Consider the following 18,315-nt stretch of genomic DNA (forward strand, 5'->3'; position numbering starts at 1 on the left):
TCCCGGCCGACACAGGAGACGACTCCATGCCGCTTAGCCGCACCGGTGAAGGAGACACGAAAACCTCGCGCGGGGGTGTGCTGCGGCGGCTGGGCGAGTGGTGCGCACGGCACTTCGTGATCGTCATCATCGCCTGGCTCGTGGCGCTGGTGGCGCTCCAGGTCGTCAGCCGTGAGTTCGGGGGGTCGTACTCCGACAACTTCAGCCTGCCCCAGGCGCAGGCCCAGAAGGGTCTGGACGTGCTGAAGGCGCACGATCCCCAGGCCGGCGGCTACAGCAGCCAGATCGTGCTGCGCGACGACCAGCAGCCCCTGACCGCGCTGAGCTCCCAGATGTCGACCACCGTCGCCGACCTGGAGAAGCTCCCGCACGTGCTGTCCGCCCAGAACCCGCTGACCGCGCCGGGCACGCCCAGCGGCCAGCAGAACGTGGGGCCGCTGTCGGACGACAAGAAGACGGCCTACATCACCGTCCGCTTCAACGTGCAGCCCTCGACGCTCGGCGACGACTACCTCGACGGCGTCGACACCGCCGTACAGCCGTTGCGGTCGGCCGGGGCGGAGGTCGAATACGGCGGACCGCTCGGCGAGCTCGCCCGGCCGTCCGCCGACGACCGGGTGAGCGAGCTGATCGGCTTCGGCGTGGCGGTCATCGTGCTGCTCGTCGGGTTCGGCAGCGTGATCGCCGCCGTCGTCCCGCTGCTGAGCGCGCTGATCAGCGTCGTCGGCGGTCTCGCCATCCTCGGACTGCTGGCGGCGGCGTTCACCTTCGCGACGGTCTCACCGACCCTGGCCACGATGATCGGCCTCGGCGTCGGCATCGACTACGCCCTGTTCATGCTCACCCGGCACCGGCAGAACCTCATCGACGGCATGGACCCGGTGCGGGCGGCGGGCCAGGCCGCGAGCACCAGCGGCCATGCCGTTCTCGTCTCGGGCTGCACGGTGATCATCGCGCTGGCGGGCCTGTCCGCGTCCGGGGTCTCCTTCATCGCCCTGCTCGGTCTCGCCGCCGCCGTCACCGTCGTCTCGGCCGTCGTCGGCGCGCTCACCCTGGTGCCGGCCCTGCTCGGCCTCATCGGCCGGCACATCGACCGCTTCCACGTGCGCCCGCCCATCGCCGAGACCGAAGCCGGGGCGGGTGACACGCCGCAGGGCACCTGGCACCGGTACGCGCAGCGGGTGGAGCGCAGACCGCTGTCGTTCCTGTCGGCGGGAGTCGCCGTGGTCGTGGTCCTCGCCATCCCGTTGTTCTCCATCCAGCTCGGACACATCGGTGACGGCGCCGACCCGACCTCCTTCACCGACCGACGGGCGTACGACCTGATGGCCGGCGCCTTCGGGCCCGGCTCGAACGGCCCGCTCACGGTCGTCATCGACCAGACGAACGTGCCTCAGTCGCAGCGCTCCGCCCTGGCCTCCAAGGCCCAGCAGTCGCTCGACGGGGTCCAAGGCGCCGCCGTCGTCACTCCCCTGACGCCCACGCAGGACGGCGACATCCTGCTCGGCACGGTCTACTCGGCCAAGTCCCCGCAGAACGCCGCGACCACGGACCTGACGAACCGTCTCGTCGACGACACGCTGCCGGGCGCCGTGCAGGGCACGGACGCCAAGGGGTACGTCACCGGTACGACGGCGACCCAGGTCGACTTCCGTGACATCGTCGCCTCCCAGCTGCCCGTGATCATCGCCGTCGTGGTGGGTCTGGCCTTCCTGATCATCCTGGCCGTGTTCCGGGGGCTGCTCGTCGCCGTCAAGGCGGCCGTCCTGAACGTGCTGTCGATCGCCGCGTCGTACGGGGTGGTCGTCGCGGTCTTCCAATGGGGGTGGGGCGGTCCCGCTCTCGGCGTCCACGGCAAGGTGCCCATCGAGAGCTACGTGCCGATGATGATGTTCGCCATCGTCTTCGGCCTCAGCATGGACTACGAGATCTTCCTGCTGTCGCGTGTCCACGAGGCCTGGCTCCGCACCAAGGACGCCGAGGGGTCGGTCGCGCACGCCCTGGAGATCACCGCCCGGGTCATCACCTGTGCCGCGCTGATCATGGTGAGCGTGTTCGCGGCGTTCATCGTCAGCGACAACATCGTGGTCAAGATGCTCGGACTGGGGCTGGCCGTCAGCGTGCTCATCGACGCGACCGTCGTACGCCTGCTCATGGTGCCGGCCGTGATGACACTGCTCGGACGGCACGCCTGGTGGATGCCGCGGTGGCTGGACCGGGTGGTGCCGCACATCGATGCCGAGGGGGCACGGACCGAGGCACGTTCGGCGTCTCACTGAACCCGACTCCCACCGCTGTCCCAACTCGCGTGAGCCATCGGCTGCTTGCAACGGCTTCCGGCTTCACCCCGCGTTTCATGGCCCGAAAAATCCCTTTTTGCTGTTTTGGCCTAGTGGGTGTGGTTAATCGAGGAGGGTGCGTGCGGGACGGCCACCGGAGCGAGAAGCCGGCGGCGAGCCCCGCACAGGCCGGGCGCGCCGAAGCGCGGAGGTGGACGGCGGACGCCGTCGCCGCGGGCGGTCCGGATCCCGACGAGACCGAATCCACGGGCGGTGCCTGAGGGAGAGGACCCATGAGCGAGATGGCGAACGAGAGCACCGGTCGTGCTCAGCAGGCCGGGCAGGCGGCGAAACAGGAGGCCTCGGCCACGGCCGGTCAGGCCAGGGAAGGTGCGAGTCAGGTCGTCGGCACCGCCACCGACCAGGTCAGAGCCGTCACCGGTGAGGCCAGGGCACAGGCCGGTGCGATGGCCGGCGACCTGCGGACGCGGGTCAGCGAGGAGGCCGAGAGCCAGACCCGGCGCGGAGCGCAGGTGGTGCGGCAGTGGGCGGACGACCTGTCCGCTCTCGCGGACAGCGCCGACACGGACACACCCGCCAGGAGCCTCGTGACGCAGGCGGCCGACCGTGGCCACCGTGCCGCCGACTACCTGGACGCCCGGGGCGTGGGCGGCCTGGTCGGCGACCTTCAGGACTTCGCCCGCCGGCGCCCCGGCGCCTTCCTCGGCGGAGCGGTCGTGGCCGGGTTCGCCGTCGGACGGCTTGCCAAGGCCGGCAGCAAGGCCGACGGTTCCGGCCAGGGCCGCTCGGCGCAGCCGCACACCTCGGCCGGTTCTCAGAGCCTGCCCGAGGACGCGGCGCCGCCCGGACTGCCGGGTTACGGGGAGGTCTGAGATGTCGTCGCTCGCGCCACACGCCCCGCATCGCCCCGCTCCGAAGCACCGCGGGCAGGAGGACAGCTCGGTGGGAGAGCTGCTCTCGACGGTGACGTCGGACGTGCAGCAACTGCTGCGCCAAGAAGCGGAACTGGCCAAGGCCGAGATCCGGGAAGAGGCCACCAAAGCGGGCAAGGCGGCCGGGATGTTCGGCGGAGCCGGTTTCGCCGGCTACATGGTGGCGGTCTTTCTGACCCTGGCGGCGATGTTCGCCCTGGCCAACGTCATGGACCTGGGATGGGCCGCACTGATCGTCACCGGAGTGTGGGCGGTGATCGGCCTGGTCCTGTACCGCCGGGGCCGCGCGCAGATGCGCACCGTGTCACGGAAGCCGGAGCAGACCATGCAGACGCTGAAGGAGGACATGCAATGGGCACGGCACCCGACCGGATAAGGGCCGACATCGAATCCACCCGGGAAAGGCTGTCCGAGGACGTGTCCCGACTGGCCGACCGCGCCCGCCCCCGCCGGATGGTACGGCGTCGCACCCGGCGCGTCCGCGGCGCTCTGCACGGGGTCAGGGAACGAGTGATGGGCAGCGCTTCGGAGATCACCGGGCAGACCGCCGACCGCACGCAGCAGGCCACCCGGTCGGTACTGGAATCCACCGGTCAGGCGGCTGACACCGCGCGCCAGGCCGCCGGAAGGGTCACCGGCACCGCCCGGCAGACCGCCGGGCAGGCCGGCGAGGCGGCACGGCAGGCCCCCGAGCAAGCGATGCGGCAGACGCAGGGCAATCCGCTCGCGGCCGGCCTCATCGCCTTCGGCGCGGGACTGCTGACCGCCTCGCTGCTGCCCACCTCGCAGGCCGAGGAGCAGGCGGCGCAGCGGGCCGGGCAGGCCGTGGAGCCCATGAAGCAGGCCGCGTTGGAGTCCGCGCAGCAGTTGAAGGAGGACGCCACCCAGGCCGGCCGCCAAGCCGCCCAGGAGGTCAAGGACACCGCCTCCGAAGCCGCCCGCGCCACCAAGGAGCAGGCCGAAGAGCAAGCCGGGCACGTCACCGAACAGGCCCGGCGCTCCGCACAGACAGCGGCCGAGGAAGCACGCGGACAGACCGGCAGCCCCGGACCGTAGGCACCCCGCCGCCCGACCAACCCAGAATGCAGGAGATACCGAATGATCACCCGAGAGCAGATCGACATCGTGCTGGACCACCCGGTCCATGACGCCAGGGGGGACAAGATCGGCGATGCCCGGCACGTCTTCTTCGACGACGTCACCGGCGAGCCCGAGTGGGTCAGCGTCCGGACGGGCCTGTTCGGCACCAGTGAGTCCTTCGTGCCCATCCACGACGCGGCCCTCGTCGAGGACCACCTCGAAGTGCCGTTCGCCAAGGACCAGGTCAAAGACGCGCCCAACGTCGACGTAGACGCCGGCGGCCACCTGTCCGAACAGGAGGAGCAGCGCCTGTACCAGTACTACGGCATCGACTGGGACGCCTCGTGGCAGGACCCGGACTCCGGCACTGGCCGGGCGACGGGCACCACCGGTACCACCGGCACCGTCGGCACCGTCGGCACCGGCGATGACGCGATGACGCGGTCCGAGGAGGAGATGCACGTCGGTGTCGAACGCCACGAGGCCGGCCGGGCTCGGCTGCGCAAGTACGTCGTCACCGAAGAGCAGCAGTACACCGTCCCCGTACGCCATGAAGAGGTCCGCGTCGAGCGCGAGCCGATCACCGACGCCAACCGGGACAGGGCGATGACCGGCCCGGACATCACCGAGGCGGAACACGACGTCACGCTCTACGAGGAGCAGCCCGTGGTGGAGACCCGGGCCGTGCCGAAGGAGCGGGTGCGCCTGACCACCGAAGAGGTCACGGAGGAGGAGACCGTCACCGGCGAGGTCCGCAAGGAACGCATCGAGTCCGAGGGAACCGACGAGCACGGGGACCGGCGGCGCCGCCCCTGATCTCCACGGGGCGCCCGGGGCGCGAGGGCCGAGGCCCTCCCCCGGGCGCCCCGCGTGCGCGCCGGGACGGGATCAGTGGAGCATCAGGTGAACGAGGGCGACGGTGCCGACCGAGACGATCAGGGTGCGCAGGACGGCGGGGCTGAAGCGGCGGCCCGTTCGGGCTCCGATCAGGCCGCCGAGCGCTGAACCGGCGGCGATGAGCACGACGGCCGTCCAGTCGAAGGGAGCGAAGAACAGGAACAGCAGGGCGGCGACCGTGTTGACGACGGCCGCCAGCACGTTCTTCACGGCGTTGAGCCGCTGGAGTGTCTCGTCGAGCAGCATGCCCATCAGGGAGACGTAGATGATGCCCTGCGCGGCGGAGAAGTAGCCGCCGTAGACGCTGGCGAGCGTCAGTCCGGTGAAGAGCAGCGGGCCGCCGTCGCGGCGGACGCGACCGCCCGAGGCGCGACGGCGGCGTACCCGTTCGGCGATCCAGGGCTGGCAGGCGACCAGGACGAGGGCGAGGCCCACCAGGACCGGCACGATCCGTTCGAACGCCGACGCGGGCAGGGTCAGCAGCAGCACGGCGCCCGCGAGGCCGCCCAGCACGGCACCGGCGCCGAGCAGGAGGACGCGCCGACGCTGCCCGCGCAGTTCCTCGCGGTAGCCGAGGGCCGCGGTGATGGAACCGGGCACCAGGCCCAGCCCGTTCGACACCGTGGCGGTGACCGGGGGCAGGCCGGTGGCCAGCAGGACCGGGAAGGTGATCAGCGTTCCCGAGCCGACGACGGCGTTGACGGCCCCGGCACCCGTACCGGCGGCGAGCACGGCGGCCATCTCCCACGGCGTCACGCCGCCGCTCCGCAGTGTGTGCCGTTTCCGCTGAGGTTCATGAGGTCACGCTAGAGGGTGGACGGTTCGGCGCCCGTCGAAGGGTGCCGGAGAAGCGGCTCGGCCCGAGGCGTACGACGGCGGCGGGGTCCGGTGGGGATCCCGCCGCCGTTCACGGCTCACGTCCGGACGTGGCTGCTAGCCCCGCCGCACCCGGCGCAGGACGACGAAGCCCGCGATGACCAGCACGGCACCCGCCACGGCCGGCCAGAGCTGGGCGCCGGTGTCGGCCAGGCCGCCCTCGCCGACCGCCTGCGGCTCGGTCCGGGACGGGGCCGACGGGGTCGGGGCGGCGCTGGTCGCCTGGCCGACGGCCTGGGACTCGCCGAGGCCGTCCGCGTCGTCGCCGTCACCGTTCTTCGCACCGCCGCCCTGCTCGGCGGCATTGCCGCCGTCGGCGGAGGCGGTCGCCTTCACCTCCGGCTGGGCGCCACCGGGAGCCGTGGACGCGTCGCCGGGCTCCGGCTCGGGCTCCGGCTTCTGAGCCGGGGGCTTCGCGGCGTCACCCTTGCCGTCGTCGCCCTGGTCACCGGGCTTGCCGCCGCCGTTCCCGTTCTGCGGGGCGTCGGGCGTCTTGGTCGGCTCCTCCTGCGGGACCTCGGGCGCCTTGGTCGGCTCCTCCTGCGGAGCCTCGGGCGCCTTGGTCGGCTCCTCCTGCGGGGCCTCCGGCGACTTCGTGGGCTCCTGGGGCTCCTCGCCCGGTGCCGGGTCCTGGCCGCCCGCTCCGGCGCCGCACTTACGGCCGTCGTTGATGCAGTCGACCATCTCCCCCATCAGATCCTCGTCGAAGATGTTGATGAAGTCACCGTGGTCCGTGCCCGGCTTGTGCAGCTGCTCCGGGAAGGAGTCCACCGCGAACAGCGGCGTCGTGCGGCCGCCGTCGCTCAGGCTCGGCGCGTCGATGTCGTAGACGATGCGCTGGACGAGCTGCGGGATGGGGCGGAATCCGGACGGGCAGTTCCCGGCGGCGTCCGCGAACGCCACGTGGGTACGGTGGTTGGCGCTGTCGATGTTGCGGCCGTCCCAGCAGCTCTGGAACTTGAAGGTGCGGACGACGTCGCTGCCCTGCGGGCACAGCGGGTACTTGTCCTTCAGCTGCCGGTCCTCGAAGCCGGTGCAGCTCCAGGAGGCGTTGGCGTTGGCCGGGCCGTTGACGAACGACTTGGCGTCGCCCGTGATGATGCGCAGCAGGCGCGGCATGGCCGTGACCTTCTCACGCGGGTTGCCGACGAACGTCAGCGTGACCTGCTTCGGCGTTGCGATCTCGCCGGCGTTGCCCTCGATGCCGCCGCCGGGCTTGTTGGCGTCCTGCTCCTGGGTGCCGTTCTGCAGACGGACGACGGGCCAGTAGTAGGACGACTTGTCGCCCTGGTCGTCGCAGCTGGTCTCCGCGTTCGCGAGGTCCTCGTCGCTGGCGAAGGCGTTGTTGGCCTGGTTGCCGACGTAGTCGTGGAAGTGGTGGGCGCCGTTGGTGACACCCGGGGCGGCGATGATGTTGTCCGAGTTGAACAGGCCGTTCTCATTCACGCCGCAACTGGTGGCGAAAGTGCCGCGGGACGCGTCGCCCTGCGGGCGGGGGTTGTTCACGTTGGGCTGGACGCTCTTGATGTCCGCGAAGTCGGCGGCGACGGGGCCGTTGCCCGCCTGTCCGCCGTTGGCGCCCTGACCCTGGCCGTTCCCCTGTCCCTGGCCGGCCTGGCCCTGCTCCTGGCCGGGCTGCTCGCCGGCGTCGCCGTCCTGGCCTTCGCCCTGCGCGGGAGCCTGGTTGCCGTCCTGCACCGTGCAGGCGGCGAGGGCCTCCAGCCCTTCGGGGCGGTCCCCGACGCGGTCGATGGCGATCGCGATGCGTTCGAGGGTCGCGCCCCGCTTCTCCTTCAGCGGATTCACGATCGCGTTGTCGGCGAAGCCGGGGTCCTGCTGCATCTGCTGTGCCGATGCGCTCAGCTGCTGATACGCCTTGGCGATCTGTTCGTCCAGGAGGGCGAGTTCCTTGTCGACCTCCCCCCGCGCCTGCTCGGGGACCGAGGTCAGTTTGCTGCCGACGTCCGGGCAGTCGATCGTGGCGCCCGCGGTCCGGACCCCCGTACCGGACCGCGTCGCGGCGGAGTCACCGCCCGAACCGCCGTCCGTGGCCGAGGCGTAGACGTTCGCGGCCATCAGGCCGCCTCCGCCCAGGATCAGTGCGAATGCGGCGAAGGTCGCGCGTCGTGGGCCGGTAGGGCGTCTTCGCGTGTTGCGTCCCAAGGGTGCTCTCCTGCGCTTGTGGCGTGCCGGGCATGAAAATCCCCTCGCCCCATACGTACGGGAGCGGCGGGGTGTTCACCCCCGTCGAAAATTTTCGGAGAACTCTCATGAAGCGCGGGACGGCCCGGGCCCCGCCGGACGGCCCGTCCGGCGGGGATGCGCAGGTCAGCGGAAGTTCACGTCACTGCACAGGAAGTAGGTCTGGTCCATGTGCGAGGCCTGCCAGATCGTGTACACGATGTGCCGGCCGCTCAGCCCCGAAGTGCTCACCGGGATCTCGTAGTTCTGGCTGGGCGCGTACCTGCCGGTGCGCTTGACGAGCTGGAGGTCGTTCCACGTCAGCGGCCGGGTGGTGGGGTCGAAGCCCTGCCGCGTCACGTACACCAGGAAGTAGTCGGCGCCGTGGCTGGCCTGGTCGTACAGCTTCACCGTGAAGTTGCCGGTGATGTCCGTCGTCTTCCAGGCGCCGACCGCGTCCAGGGAGTTGTACCGGCCGCCCTCGGTCCGGCCGCCGCTGCACAGCTGGCCGTTGGGGACGACGGCCTGGAAGTTGCCGCCGGAGCCGTTGCGGTACAGACCGTTCCAGTTCCACATGGCGTTGGGGTCGGCCCGCCACGCCTGCCAGCACATGGGGTCCTGCTGGGCCATCGCGGGGTTCAGGTGATCGTTCCCCCAGCGCAGCCAGCAGCCGTAGTTGCGGGAGGCCGGGTCGACGACGGAGCCGTGGGCGACGGCCGTGCCGCTCCACGGGAACAGGCCGAGCAGCGCGGCGACGAGCACGCTCAGGGCGAGCGTCAGGCGGGACCTGAGCCTGGGGAGGCGCACTACACCGCGCGGTGCATCATGATCATGACAATTCATGATCTCTCTCTTTCGCTGTGGGGGCTGTGGGGGTTGTCGTGCGTTCAATCGTTCATACTTTTCGATCATGTTTCGCTGTGGGAGCGCTCCCATCTCCCACAGGTTGCACCCGATGACACGAGTCGGCAATGCGCGATTGCGCCACTTCCGTATCGGTCAGAGCCGGTCCGGCTTCGTGGTGCGGCCGAGGTAGGTGGCCGCACCCGGCTCGGACACCTCGATCTCCTCGAAGCCCAGCCGGGCGTAGAAGGCCCGGGCCCGGGTGTTCGCGGTCGCCATGGCCAGGTGCACGGCCGGCACTCCCCTGTCCTGAAGGGCCTGGAGAAGCGTCCGCATCAGCCGGCGCCCGTAGCCGCGGCGCTGCCAGTCGGGCAGCAGGTCGATGTGCAGGTGCGCGGGATAGGCGGCCAGTTCGGGCAGCACCATCCGTTCGGGGTCGTGCAACAGGCCCGCTATCACCTCGTCCGGCGTGCGCGGCGGCCGGGATGGTTCCGGGTAGCGGTCGGCGACCAGGGGGAGCCACGTGGCGCGGAAGGCTTCTGCGAAGCGCGCGGTGTCGGCCGCGCCGAGGATGTAACCGCCCGCCTGTCCCCGCCCGTCGTCCAGCACGAAGGCCAGTTCCGGCTCCAGACGGACGTACGGCGCCGCGAAGGTCGCCGGGAAGATGCCCGGGTCCGCGTAGTGGGGGCGGCTGTCCTCGCCGTGATGGGCGGTGCGGATGCAGATGTCGTCGAGGGCCTCGCGGTCCTCGGGGCGGTACGGGCGGATGGTGGGTGACGTGGTCATGGCGGCCATCGTGCACGCAGTGGGAGCGCTCCCTCAACTTCATCGAGCCCCAGCTCGCACCAGCGCGGCTTAAGGGCCCCGCCTGGGGTTACCCGGCTCACATGGTGAAGCTGCATATTCCGGGACGAAAAGAACGGCACGAGACCGAGGCACCGCCTCCGGAGAGCCAGCGCCCGGGGTTCGAGGCGGAACGCCGGGAATCTCACGAGCCGGAACGGCGGGGAACTGCCGATGCGGACCGCTGGGGGACCTCGGAGGCGGAACGCCGAGAGGACACCGGGGCGGAGGGCCGGGAAGAACCCGCGGCCGCTGCCGACGAGCCCGGGCCGGACCCCGAGGTGGAGCGTGCGGCGCCGGACACCCCTGCCGGCCTCCCCCGGAAGTCCTGGGTCGCGGTGCTGAAGGGCAGCGTGCGGGAGTTCAAGGACGACGAGCTGACCGACCGGGCGGCCGCGCTGACGTACTACGGCGTGCTGGCCCTGTTCCCCGCACTGCTGGTGCTGGTGTCGATGCTGGGCCTCACCGGCAGGTCGACCACGGACAAGGTGACCGAGAACGTCCGCGAACTCGTGCCCGGCTCGGCGGGCGACATCATCACCCGGGCCGTGGACCAGTTGCAGGGCAACGCCGGCATCGGCTCGCTGATGGCGATCGTCGGTCTGGTCCTGGCACTGTGGTCGGCTTCCGGCTACGTGGGCGCATTCATCCGCTCGGCCAACGCCGTCTACGACATGCCCGAGGGCCGGCCGGTGTGGAAGCTGCTGCCGATGCGGGTGGGCGTGACGGTCGTGCTGCTGGTGCTGGCCGTCATCAGTTCGCTGATCGTGGTGTTCTCGGGCGGACTGGCCCAGCAGGCCGGAGACGCACTGGGCATCGGCGACACCGCGCTGACGGTGTGGTCGATCGCCAAGTGGCCGGTCCTGGTGCTGCTGGTCGTGCTCATGATCGCGATCCTGTACTGGGCGGCGCCGAACGCCAAGGTGAAGGGGTTCCGCTGGATCACTCCGGGCAGTTTCCTGGCCCTGCTGATCTGGATGGTCGCCTCCGCCGGCTTCGCGGTCTACGTGGCCAACTTCGCCTCGTACAACAAGACCTACGGCACCATGGCCGGTGTCATCGTCTTCCTGGTGTGGCTGTGGATCACCAACCTGGCGATCCTGCTGGGGCTGGAGTTCGACGCGGAGACGGTCCGCCAGCGGGCCATCGCCGGGGGGCATCCGCCCGAGGAGGAGCCGTACACCCAGCCCCGTGACACCCGGGCGTGGGACGAGGAGGACCGGCGCCGGCTCGAACAGACCTGACCCGTCCCGCCGGTTCAGCCCGAGAGCCCGGCGGCGACCGTCGCACCCAGTTCCCAGCACCGTTCGAGGTCGCCCTTGTCCGGCTCACCGGTCACGGTCACGGCCTCGGCAGTGCGACGCCAGCCGAGGCCGGTCGTGACCGACTCGATCCCGCGCACCGCTCCGGTGACGTCGTTGCCGCCGTGCACCCAGTAGCCGAAGGGGCGGCCGCGGGTGGCGTCCAGGCACGGGTAGTAGACCTGGTCGAAGAAGTGCTTGAGGGCTCCGGACATGTAGCCGAGGTTCGCGGGAGTGCCGAGGAGGAAGCCGTCGGCGGCGAGGACGTCGGAAGCGGTGGCGGACAGCGCGGGAACGCGGACGACCCGGACGTCCTCGATCTCGGGGTCGGTCGCCCCGGAGAGGACGGCTTCGAACATCGCCTGGCAGTGCGGCGAGGGCGTGTGATGGACGATCAGCAAGGTGGCCACGGCACCTGACCTTGCCGTGCGGGCCCCCGCCACCGCAAGCGGTGACGGGGGCCGGGTGTCGCGTGCGCGGTCGCTGTGGCTCAGCGCTTGCCGCGACGACGGATCAGCAGGAAGGCCACGAGCGCGGCACCGGCGCCCGCCAGCAGTGCGGCCCGGTGGTCGCGCACCTGCTGCGGGGCCTTGTCCTGCCAGACCTGCTCGGCCTGGGCGGCCTTCTCCTTCGCGCCCTGAGCGGCGGCGGCGCCCTTCTGCTTCACCGGCTCGGGCAGCTTCTCCTCCACGGTGTGGGCCAGGTGCGCGGCCTTGGCCCTGGCCTGCCCGCCCCATTCCTCGGCCTTGACGCCGGCCTGTTCCCTGACCACGGCGGCCTTCTCACGGGCACGGGTCTTGACGTCGGCCCGGTCCGCCAGTGCCTGCACGGTGTCGCCGAGTTCGTGGCGGGTCTGCTCGACCTGCTCGCGCAGCTCCTCCTGGCTGCGGGCGGTCGGCTCGTCGTGCGGAGGCTGGGTCATCGCTGTGCACTCTCCTTGATCTCGGCCACGTCGGCCTTCACGTTGTCGATGGTCTGCTGCGGGGCGGGCGGGGTGGCGCTGCGCACCTGCTTGCGGCCGGCCAGCGCCGTCAGGCCCGTGGCCACGGCCAGCACGCCCGTGACGATCAGCGCCGCCGCCCATACCGGCAGCGGCACGGCCAGGGCGGCGATCACCGTGGCGACCAGGGCCTGCAGGGTGACGAAGCCGAGGACGCCGGCGCCGCCGAACAGGCCGCCGCCCTTCCCGAAGCGCTTGCCCTTCTCGGTCATCTCCGCCCGGGCGAGGCGCATCTCGCCGCGCACCAGGTCGGTCAGTTGCTCGGTGGCCCGCTGCACCAGCTCGCCCACCGGCTCGTCTCCGGCCGCCGGCGCGCTCCCCGTGCGGGGAGCGGCGGAGGCCGTGCGGTGCGTGTCCGTCATGGCGATCACCTCCCGGTCCGTGGTGCGGGCCGAGTACCCCCGCAAAGGCGGAAAGGACACCTGGTCGGACAACTTGTGATGACGATGAGTGAGCCGCGCGGGATCTGGTACCCGTCCGCCGCTCAGAGACGAGAAAGGGAGGTATCGCCTTGTCGCAGGTAGAGGAATCCATCGAGGTCCGCGTGCCGGTGCACACCGCGTACAACCAGTGGACGCAGTTCGAGTCCTTCCCCGAGTTCATGGACGGTGTCGAGCGCATCGAGCAGCGCACCGACACCCTCACGCACTGGGTGACGAAGGTCGGCGGGCAGGCGCGGGAGTTCGACGCGGAGATCACCGAGCAGGTCCCGGACGAGCGCGTCGCCTGGACCACTGTGGGCGGCGAGGCGCGGCAGGCCGGTGTGGTGACCTTCCACCGCATCCAGGACGACACGACCAAGGTCATGCTGCAGATGGACTTCGACCCCGACGGCGTGGCCGAGACGGTGGGCGACAAGCTCGGCTTCGTGAAGCGGCAGGTCTCCGGTGATCTGCGGCGCTTCAAGGAGTTCATGGAGGCCCGCGGGGCGGAGACGGGCGCCTGGCGCGGCCAGGTCTGACCGCGCGTGAGAAGGCCGCCACCACGTGCCGTGGTGGCGGCCTTCCTCTGTGCTCGTCCGCTACGACGCCACCGGGGCGGCGATCCCGCTCTGGAAGACCTGCCGGGTCTGCCGGCTCAGGTCGCCCAGGCGCAGGGCGAGCCGTGTCGCGGCGTCGTAGAGGGCGTGGACCGCGCGGAGGCGCTCCAGACGGGGAGCCAGGGCCGACAGGGCGATGGCCAGGGCCACGCCGGCCCAGGCGACGGGTCCGAGCGGGGTGCAGCCGAAGAAGTGGCTGACGCCGGGGGTCTGGACGAGGGCGGCGAGGACGGCGGCCGAGCCGAGGGCCGTGACCCAGACCAGTGTGCTGTGGCGCCGTCCGGAGAGGGTCTGCACGAGCTGCGCGCCGACGACACCGCACAGCGCCATGGTGGTGGACCGGCGTTCGGTGCCGGGGGTGAGGCGGCCGATGAGGTACGCCGTCACCGCGCCGAGGCAGGTGGTGACGCCGCGGCGGCGAATGGAGCGCAGCAGGGGTGCGCCGAGGACGTCGAGGCCCATCGGTCCGGTCGCGGCGTGCTCCGCGGTCGAGGGGTCACTGCTCGGCGTGACGGCCACGGCCATGGCCGGGAACATGTCGGTGAGCAGGTTGACCAGCAGCAGCTGACGAGTCGACAGAGGGGAAGCGCCGGCGAGCAGGGTGCCGAGGACGCTGAAGCCGACCTCGCCGGCGTTGCCGCCGATGAGGATGCTCACCGCGTCGGCGACGCTGCGCCACAGGGCACGGCCCTCGGCGACCGCGTCCACGAGGACGGACAGGTCGCCGGTGGTGAGCACGAGGTCGGCGGCGTTGCGGGCGGCGGCGGAGCCGCGGGACTCCACACCGACCCCGACGTCGGCGGCCCGGATGGCGGCGGCGTCGTTGGCGCCGTCGCCGGCCATCGCCACGACCCGCCCGGCCTGTTGCAGGGCCTCCACGACGTGCAGCTTCTGCTCGGGTGCGACCCGGGCGATGACGCCCGCGCCGCGCAGGACCCGGACGCGTTCGCGGCGCTCCATGGCGACGAGTTCGTCACCGGTGACGGCTTCGGTCTCCTCCGGCCAGCCCAGTTGCAGGGCGATGGCGCGGGCGGTCTCCGGGTGGTCGCCGGTGAGCATGACGGGCAGGATGCCGGAGCGGCGCAGTTCCGCGAGCAGGGCGTGCGAGGTGTCGCGCGGGACGTCGGCGAGGGCGATGAAGCCGCTGAACTCCAGGTCGGCGAGCGGCAGGTCGAGTTCGGCCTCGGCGTCGTCGGCCCGGCAGGCGCGGCGGGCGACGGCGAGGACGCGCAGTCCTTGGCCGGCCAGTTCGTGCGCGGTGTCCCAGGCGTGGGCGGGCAGGTCCCGGCAGGCGGGCAGGATCGTCTCGGGGGCTCCCTTGACGACGAGCAGTTCGCCCAGGTCCGGGTCGCCGTCGCGGCCGATCGCGGCGGCGTAGCCCCGGCGGGTCTCGAAGGGCAGCTCACCGGTGGCGGCCCAGCCCTCGTCGGGCGGGGCGACGTCGAGGACGGCCTCGTCGGTGGCGTGCGCGACGCGGCGGCCCTCCCCCGTGTCCTCCTGGGGGCAGGCGCGCGCGGCCAGGCGGACGACCGGGGCGGCCCGTTCGTCGTCGGTGGCGAGGACGGTGCCGTCGGCGGTTGCGACGCGGACCAGGCGCAGTCTGTTCTCGGTGAGGGTGCCGGTCTTGTCGAAGCAGACGGTGTCGACCCGGCCGAGTGCCTCCAGGGTGCGCGGGGTGCGGACCAGGACGCCGCGGCGGGACAGCCGGCGGGCCGCCGCCATCTGCGCGACGGTCGCGACGAGCGGCAGCCCTTCGGGCACGGCGGCGACGGCGACCGCGACGCCGCCGCTGACGGCGCGCCGGACGGGGCTGCCGCGCAGCAGGGACAGCCCGGTCACGACCGCGCCGCCGGTGAAGGTCACCGGCAGTGCCTTGCGGGTCAGTTCCTGCAGCCGTGCCTGGACGCCGGCGGGCGGCGGGGTGCGGGCGGCCAGGGTGACGGCCCGGCCCGCCTCGGTCCGGTCGCCGGTGTCCACGACGAGGGCGGTGGCCCGTCCGGCCACGACGGTGGTGCCCTCGAAGACCATGCAGGTGCGCTGCGCGACGGGCAGACCGGGGGTGGCCTCGACCGACTTGGTCACCGGCAGGGACTCGCCGGTGAGCGCCGACTCGTCGACCTCGAGGCCGTCGACGTCCAGCAGCCGGGCGTCGGCGGGTACGACGTCACCGGCGCCGAGGCTGATCTCGTCGCCGGGCCGCAGCCGGGCGGCGTCGACGGTGACCGTGCGTTTGCGGCTGTCCTGCCTGCGGGCCTTGGGCTGCTGCCGGGCGGCGAGCCGGGCCAGGGCCTGTTCGGCGCGCAGTCGCTGGAGGCCGCCGGTCACGGCGTTGAGGTCCATGGCGCCGACGACGAGCAGTGCATCGACGACCGAGCCGAGCAGCGCCGAGGCGACGGCGCCCGTGGCGAGGACGGGGGTCAGCGGGTCGTCGAGTTCACGGCGTACGGCGCCGGCCGCCTGCCAGGTCCAGCGGGCGGGGGTGGCGGCCGGGTGCCGGGCCAGGCGTGCGGCCTGCTGCCGTGAGCGGTCGGCGAGCAGGGTGAGTCCGCGGGGCTCTCCGTCGTGGTCGGTGCGCCGCAGCCGGTTGCGGGCCTCGTGGGGTTCCAGGGCGTGCCAGGGGATGTGCAGGCGGGGCTCGGGCGGGGTGGCCCGGGCGACGCGGACGGCTTCGAGCCAGCCGGTGATCAGGGCGTTGGCGGCGGCGATGTTGACGGGGGCGTGCCGGGTGAGGGGCAACGGGAGGTGCAGGCCGGGGGGCTGCCCGCCGCGGGCGACCAGGAGGCCGGAGAGGGCCGCGCCGGCCCGGGCGAGGGTCTGCGACCGGCGTCCGACGCGCCGGGCGGCGGGGATCGCCGTGAGCAGCCGCCAGACGTCGGCGAGGCCGCCGGGGACCAGCGCGTCGACGCCCCAGGAGACGGCGCCCCCGCCGTCGGTGAGGGCGACGGCCACGTCCCCGGCCGGCAGCCCGGCCGCGACGTGCCCGTCCCCTGACGCGTCCAGGCGGGCCACCGTCACGACGACGTGCCCCTCGTCCTGCAGGCCCCGCACGACGTCCCCGAACGGGACGGCGCTCGGGGCGACCTCGTCGGCGAGCCGGGTGATGTCCTTCAGGTCGGAGCCGCCCGCGATCACGACGTGCAGCCCTGCCCGGCGGGCGGCGTCCAGGACGGCTTCGGCGAAGGGGTGGACCGGGTCGTCGGGGAGGCCGTCGCCGGTGTCGTCCTGCCGCAGGCTGCGCAGGGCGTCGGCGTGCAGGACGAGGGCGTCGGCGATCTCCAGCTGCCGCAGGCGCTCCCCGTTGCGCAGGAGGATCCCGGCCCGGGCGAGGAAAATGCCGAGGGTCGCGCCGAAGGCGGCCGGTCCGTACCGGGCCGCCTTCGGGGATCCGGCGAGGACCGCTTCGGCGGCGTCGTTCGGGCTGTGGGTGACGAGGAGGGTGGCGGCGGCGCCGGCGAGGCTGCCGGTGCTGGCGTGGGAGGCGTACTCCGCCGCCGGGGTCACCTTGAGCGCCGGCCGGGCGTCCGTGGGGCCGGGCAGGCTGGTGCGCTGGTGATGGCAGACGTCGTCGTGCAGCGCCTCGAAGGCCGCGGCCCTGGCCACCGCCTCCGTGAGCTGGTTGCCGCGCAGGATGCCGTCGAGCACGAGCGCCAGCGGGGTCTGGCCGATGCCGTGGGCGGCGGCGTTGCCGGCGGCGAGGACGAGTTCCATGCCGGACGTGCCGAACCGCTGCCGGAGCAGGGCCCGGAAGCGGGGGTTCTCGCGCAGCAGCGTGACGGTGGCAGTGATGATGCGCGAGGTGGGCGGGATCCGCAGGGACCGGCCGGCCAGGGCGCCCGCCGCGCCGGCGGCGTCCAGCAGGATCGCCGCCGCTGTGACGCGCACCTCGGCGGGGTCGCCGGGGTGGCTGGTGTCCCGGAGGTTCGGGTCGGCCCCCTGGTCCAGGCCGAGGCGGGTGGCGAGTGCGGTCGCCCGCTCGGCGACGCGGTCGGTGACGGCGTCCTCGGCCACGGTGACCACGAGGCGGGACAGTCCCCCGTCCCAGTACGCCGTGAGCACGTCCGGGTGCTCGACCAGTTCTTGGGCGAGCTTGTGGGCGAGGGCTTCGGCCTCGCCGTCGGAGTGCCGCAGCGCGAGGTGGAGGCGCTGTCCGGCCTTCCAGTGCTGCCCGCCGGTCAGGGCGTTGCGCGCGACGTTGCGGACGCGGCGGGTGGTGTCGTAGACGGACGTCACCGACTGGGCGGTGCTGCGGGCGGCGCCTGCGGCGGCCCCGGCCACGGCCCCGACGAGCGGGGTGACGTCGAAGCGTGTGAGCATCTGTTTGCTGTCCCGACTCAGCCGGTGGGGCGGCTGTCGTGTGTCTGCCCGTGTTGCTGCTCCTCGCCGTGGTGCGCGGTGGCCTCGGCGACCTGCTTCAGCGCGGAGGCGGTGGCGGTGTCGCCGACCTTGGCGGGCTGTTCATGGACGTGCTGTTCCGGCCGGTCGTGCCGGTAGTGGGAGGCGGCGAGTCTGCCGCCCGGTCCGTGGGCGGAGGTGTCCTCGTCGTCCTGGCCGGACCGGGCGGAGCGGCGGTCCCCGCTCTCGCCGGCCGGGGTTCCGCCGTTCGGGGACGCGCCGTCGGGCCGCTGCCCGGGGCGCGGCTGGGTGAACCAGGCGACGGCCGCGCCGGTCACCGCCACCGGCCACTCCACCAGTCCGGCCACGCCGAGCACTCCGGCGCCGGCGTAGACGGCCATGCGGCGGCCGCGCGGCGAGACCGCGCCGATCCTGTCCAGCGCGTCCGTGGCCACCTTGCCCACCTGCTCCGCACCCGGCAGGTGCCTGAGGCCCGAGGCCATGGCCCGCAAGGGCTGCGGAAGATCGGACGAACGTGATGTCTCCTGGTTCATGTCGACCTCCACGAGCGCGTTGTCCAGCGGCGTCATCCGGTTTCCCAGCTCTTTGCCCCATATTCCGCTTTTAGGATGGTATGCGCTTGTCTTGTTCGGCCGGGTGCCAGGCTGCGCAGGGGGCGAACCGGCCGACG

The 18,315-nt window shown here is 72.4% G+C and carries 17 protein-coding genes; 8 read left to right on the plus strand and 9 right to left on the minus strand.

Translation table 11 applies throughout. The features are described from left to right. Positions 1–26 precede the first annotated feature (26 nt). From OO68_RS26940 to OO68_RS26960, 6 genes are all read left to right on the plus strand, one after another. Positions 27–2,279, plus strand: a complete 2,253-nt coding sequence (locus OO68_RS26940) for an MMPL family transporter (protein ID WP_033311821.1) — start codon at positions 27–29, stop codon at positions 2,277–2,279. A gap of 140 nt (positions 2,280–2,419) precedes the next feature. Continuing rightward, positions 2,420–2,560: a hypothetical protein gene (locus tag OO68_RS46340; protein ID WP_157852754.1), complete on the plus strand. Its 141-nt coding sequence runs from the start codon at positions 2,420–2,422 to the stop codon at positions 2,558–2,560. 12 nt (positions 2,561–2,572) lie between these two features. After that, positions 2,573–3,172, plus strand: a complete 600-nt coding sequence (locus tag OO68_RS26945; RefSeq protein WP_063739341.1) for a hypothetical protein — start codon at positions 2,573–2,575, stop codon at positions 3,170–3,172. 70 nt (positions 3,173–3,242) lie between these two features. Next, the gene (locus OO68_RS26950; RefSeq protein WP_245237176.1) at positions 3,243–3,608 is read left to right on the plus strand and encodes a phage holin family protein; all 366 of its coding nucleotides are present in this window, start codon (positions 3,243–3,245) and stop codon (positions 3,606–3,608) included. Further along, complete coding sequence (locus tag OO68_RS26955; protein ID WP_033311742.1) at positions 3,584–4,288, plus strand: DUF3618 domain-containing protein; 705 nt, start codon at positions 3,584–3,586, stop codon at positions 4,286–4,288. Before OO68_RS26950 ends, OO68_RS26955 begins: the two co-directional genes overlap by 25 nt. Before the next feature lie 42 nt (positions 4,289–4,330). Beyond that, positions 4,331–5,128 carry a YsnF/AvaK domain-containing protein gene (locus OO68_RS26960; protein ID WP_033311743.1) on the plus strand — a complete coding sequence of 266 codons (798 nt, stop codon included), beginning with the start codon at positions 4,331–4,333 and terminating at the stop codon, positions 5,126–5,128. A 72-nt stretch (positions 5,129–5,200) separates the two neighbouring features. On the opposite strand, the gene OO68_RS26965 is transcribed toward OO68_RS26960, so the two are convergent. The 4 genes from OO68_RS26965 to OO68_RS26980 all read right to left on the minus strand — a co-directional run bounded on the left by OO68_RS26965 (position 5,201) and on the right by OO68_RS26980 (position 9,895). Further along, complete coding sequence (locus tag OO68_RS26965) at positions 5,201–5,965, minus strand: sulfite exporter TauE/SafE family protein (protein WP_033311744.1); 765 nt, start codon at positions 5,963–5,965, stop codon at positions 5,201–5,203. 177 nt (positions 5,966–6,142) lie between these two features. Next, the gene (locus tag OO68_RS26970; RefSeq protein ID WP_033311745.1) at positions 6,143–8,161 is read right to left on the minus strand and encodes a DUF1996 domain-containing protein; all 2,019 of its coding nucleotides are present in this window, start codon (positions 8,159–8,161) and stop codon (positions 6,143–6,145) included. Between the two features lie 252 nt (positions 8,162–8,413). Next, positions 8,414–9,109 (minus strand): lytic polysaccharide monooxygenase auxiliary activity family 9 protein, encoded by a 696-nt coding sequence (locus OO68_RS26975; RefSeq protein WP_033311746.1) that lies wholly within the window; start codon positions 9,107–9,109, stop codon positions 8,414–8,416. Positions 9,110–9,265: 156 nt separating this feature from the next. Next, positions 9,266–9,895, minus strand: a complete 630-nt coding sequence (locus OO68_RS26980) for a GNAT family N-acetyltransferase (RefSeq protein ID WP_033311823.1) — start codon at positions 9,893–9,895, stop codon at positions 9,266–9,268. Between the two features lie 101 nt (positions 9,896–9,996). Here OO68_RS26980 and OO68_RS26985 point away from each other — a divergent pair, with 101 nt between their 5' ends. Next, positions 9,997–11,196: a YihY/virulence factor BrkB family protein gene (locus OO68_RS26985; RefSeq protein WP_078625471.1), complete on the plus strand. Its 1,200-nt coding sequence runs from the start codon at positions 9,997–9,999 to the stop codon at positions 11,194–11,196. Positions 11,197–11,210: 14 nt separating this feature from the next. Here OO68_RS26985 and OO68_RS26990 read toward each other — a convergent pair whose 3' ends face one another. The 3 genes from OO68_RS26990 to OO68_RS27000 all read right to left on the minus strand — a co-directional run bounded on the left by OO68_RS26990 (position 11,211) and on the right by OO68_RS27000 (position 12,615). Next, a complete protein-coding gene (locus OO68_RS26990; protein ID WP_033311748.1) occupies positions 11,211–11,663 on the minus strand; it encodes a flavodoxin family protein in 453 nt (150 codons plus the stop codon). An 80-nt stretch (positions 11,664–11,743) separates the two neighbouring features. Then, positions 11,744–12,175 (minus strand): DUF3618 domain-containing protein, encoded by a 432-nt coding sequence (locus tag OO68_RS26995; RefSeq protein WP_033311749.1) that lies wholly within the window; start codon positions 12,173–12,175, stop codon positions 11,744–11,746. Then, a complete protein-coding gene (locus tag OO68_RS27000; RefSeq protein ID WP_209442621.1) occupies positions 12,172–12,615 on the minus strand; it encodes a phage holin family protein in 444 nt (147 codons plus the stop codon). The genes OO68_RS26995 and OO68_RS27000 overlap by 4 nt, the downstream gene beginning before the upstream one ends. Before the next feature lie 149 nt (positions 12,616–12,764). Here OO68_RS27000 and OO68_RS27005 point away from each other — a divergent pair, with 149 nt between their 5' ends. Beyond that, the gene (locus OO68_RS27005) at positions 12,765–13,214 is read left to right on the plus strand and encodes an SRPBCC family protein (RefSeq protein WP_033311750.1); all 450 of its coding nucleotides are present in this window, start codon (positions 12,765–12,767) and stop codon (positions 13,212–13,214) included. A gap of 60 nt (positions 13,215–13,274) precedes the next feature. Here OO68_RS27005 and OO68_RS27010 read toward each other — a convergent pair whose 3' ends face one another. Together OO68_RS27010 and OO68_RS46940 are read right to left on the minus strand one after the other, a co-directional pair. After that, positions 13,275–17,606, minus strand: coding sequence for a cation-translocating P-type ATPase (locus OO68_RS27010; protein ID WP_033311751.1), 4,332 nt, complete (start codon positions 17,604–17,606; stop codon positions 13,275–13,277). A 17-nt stretch (positions 17,607–17,623) separates the two neighbouring features. Continuing rightward, positions 17,624–18,214 carry a hypothetical protein gene (locus tag OO68_RS46940; RefSeq protein WP_245237179.1) on the minus strand — a complete coding sequence of 197 codons (591 nt, stop codon included), beginning with the start codon at positions 18,212–18,214 and terminating at the stop codon, positions 17,624–17,626. Positions 18,215–18,315: the final 101 nt, after the last annotated feature.

The organism is Streptomyces iakyrus, from assembly GCF_000717055.1.
Taxonomy (GTDB): domain Bacteria; phylum Actinomycetota; class Actinomycetes; order Streptomycetales; family Streptomycetaceae; genus Streptomyces; species Streptomyces iakyrus.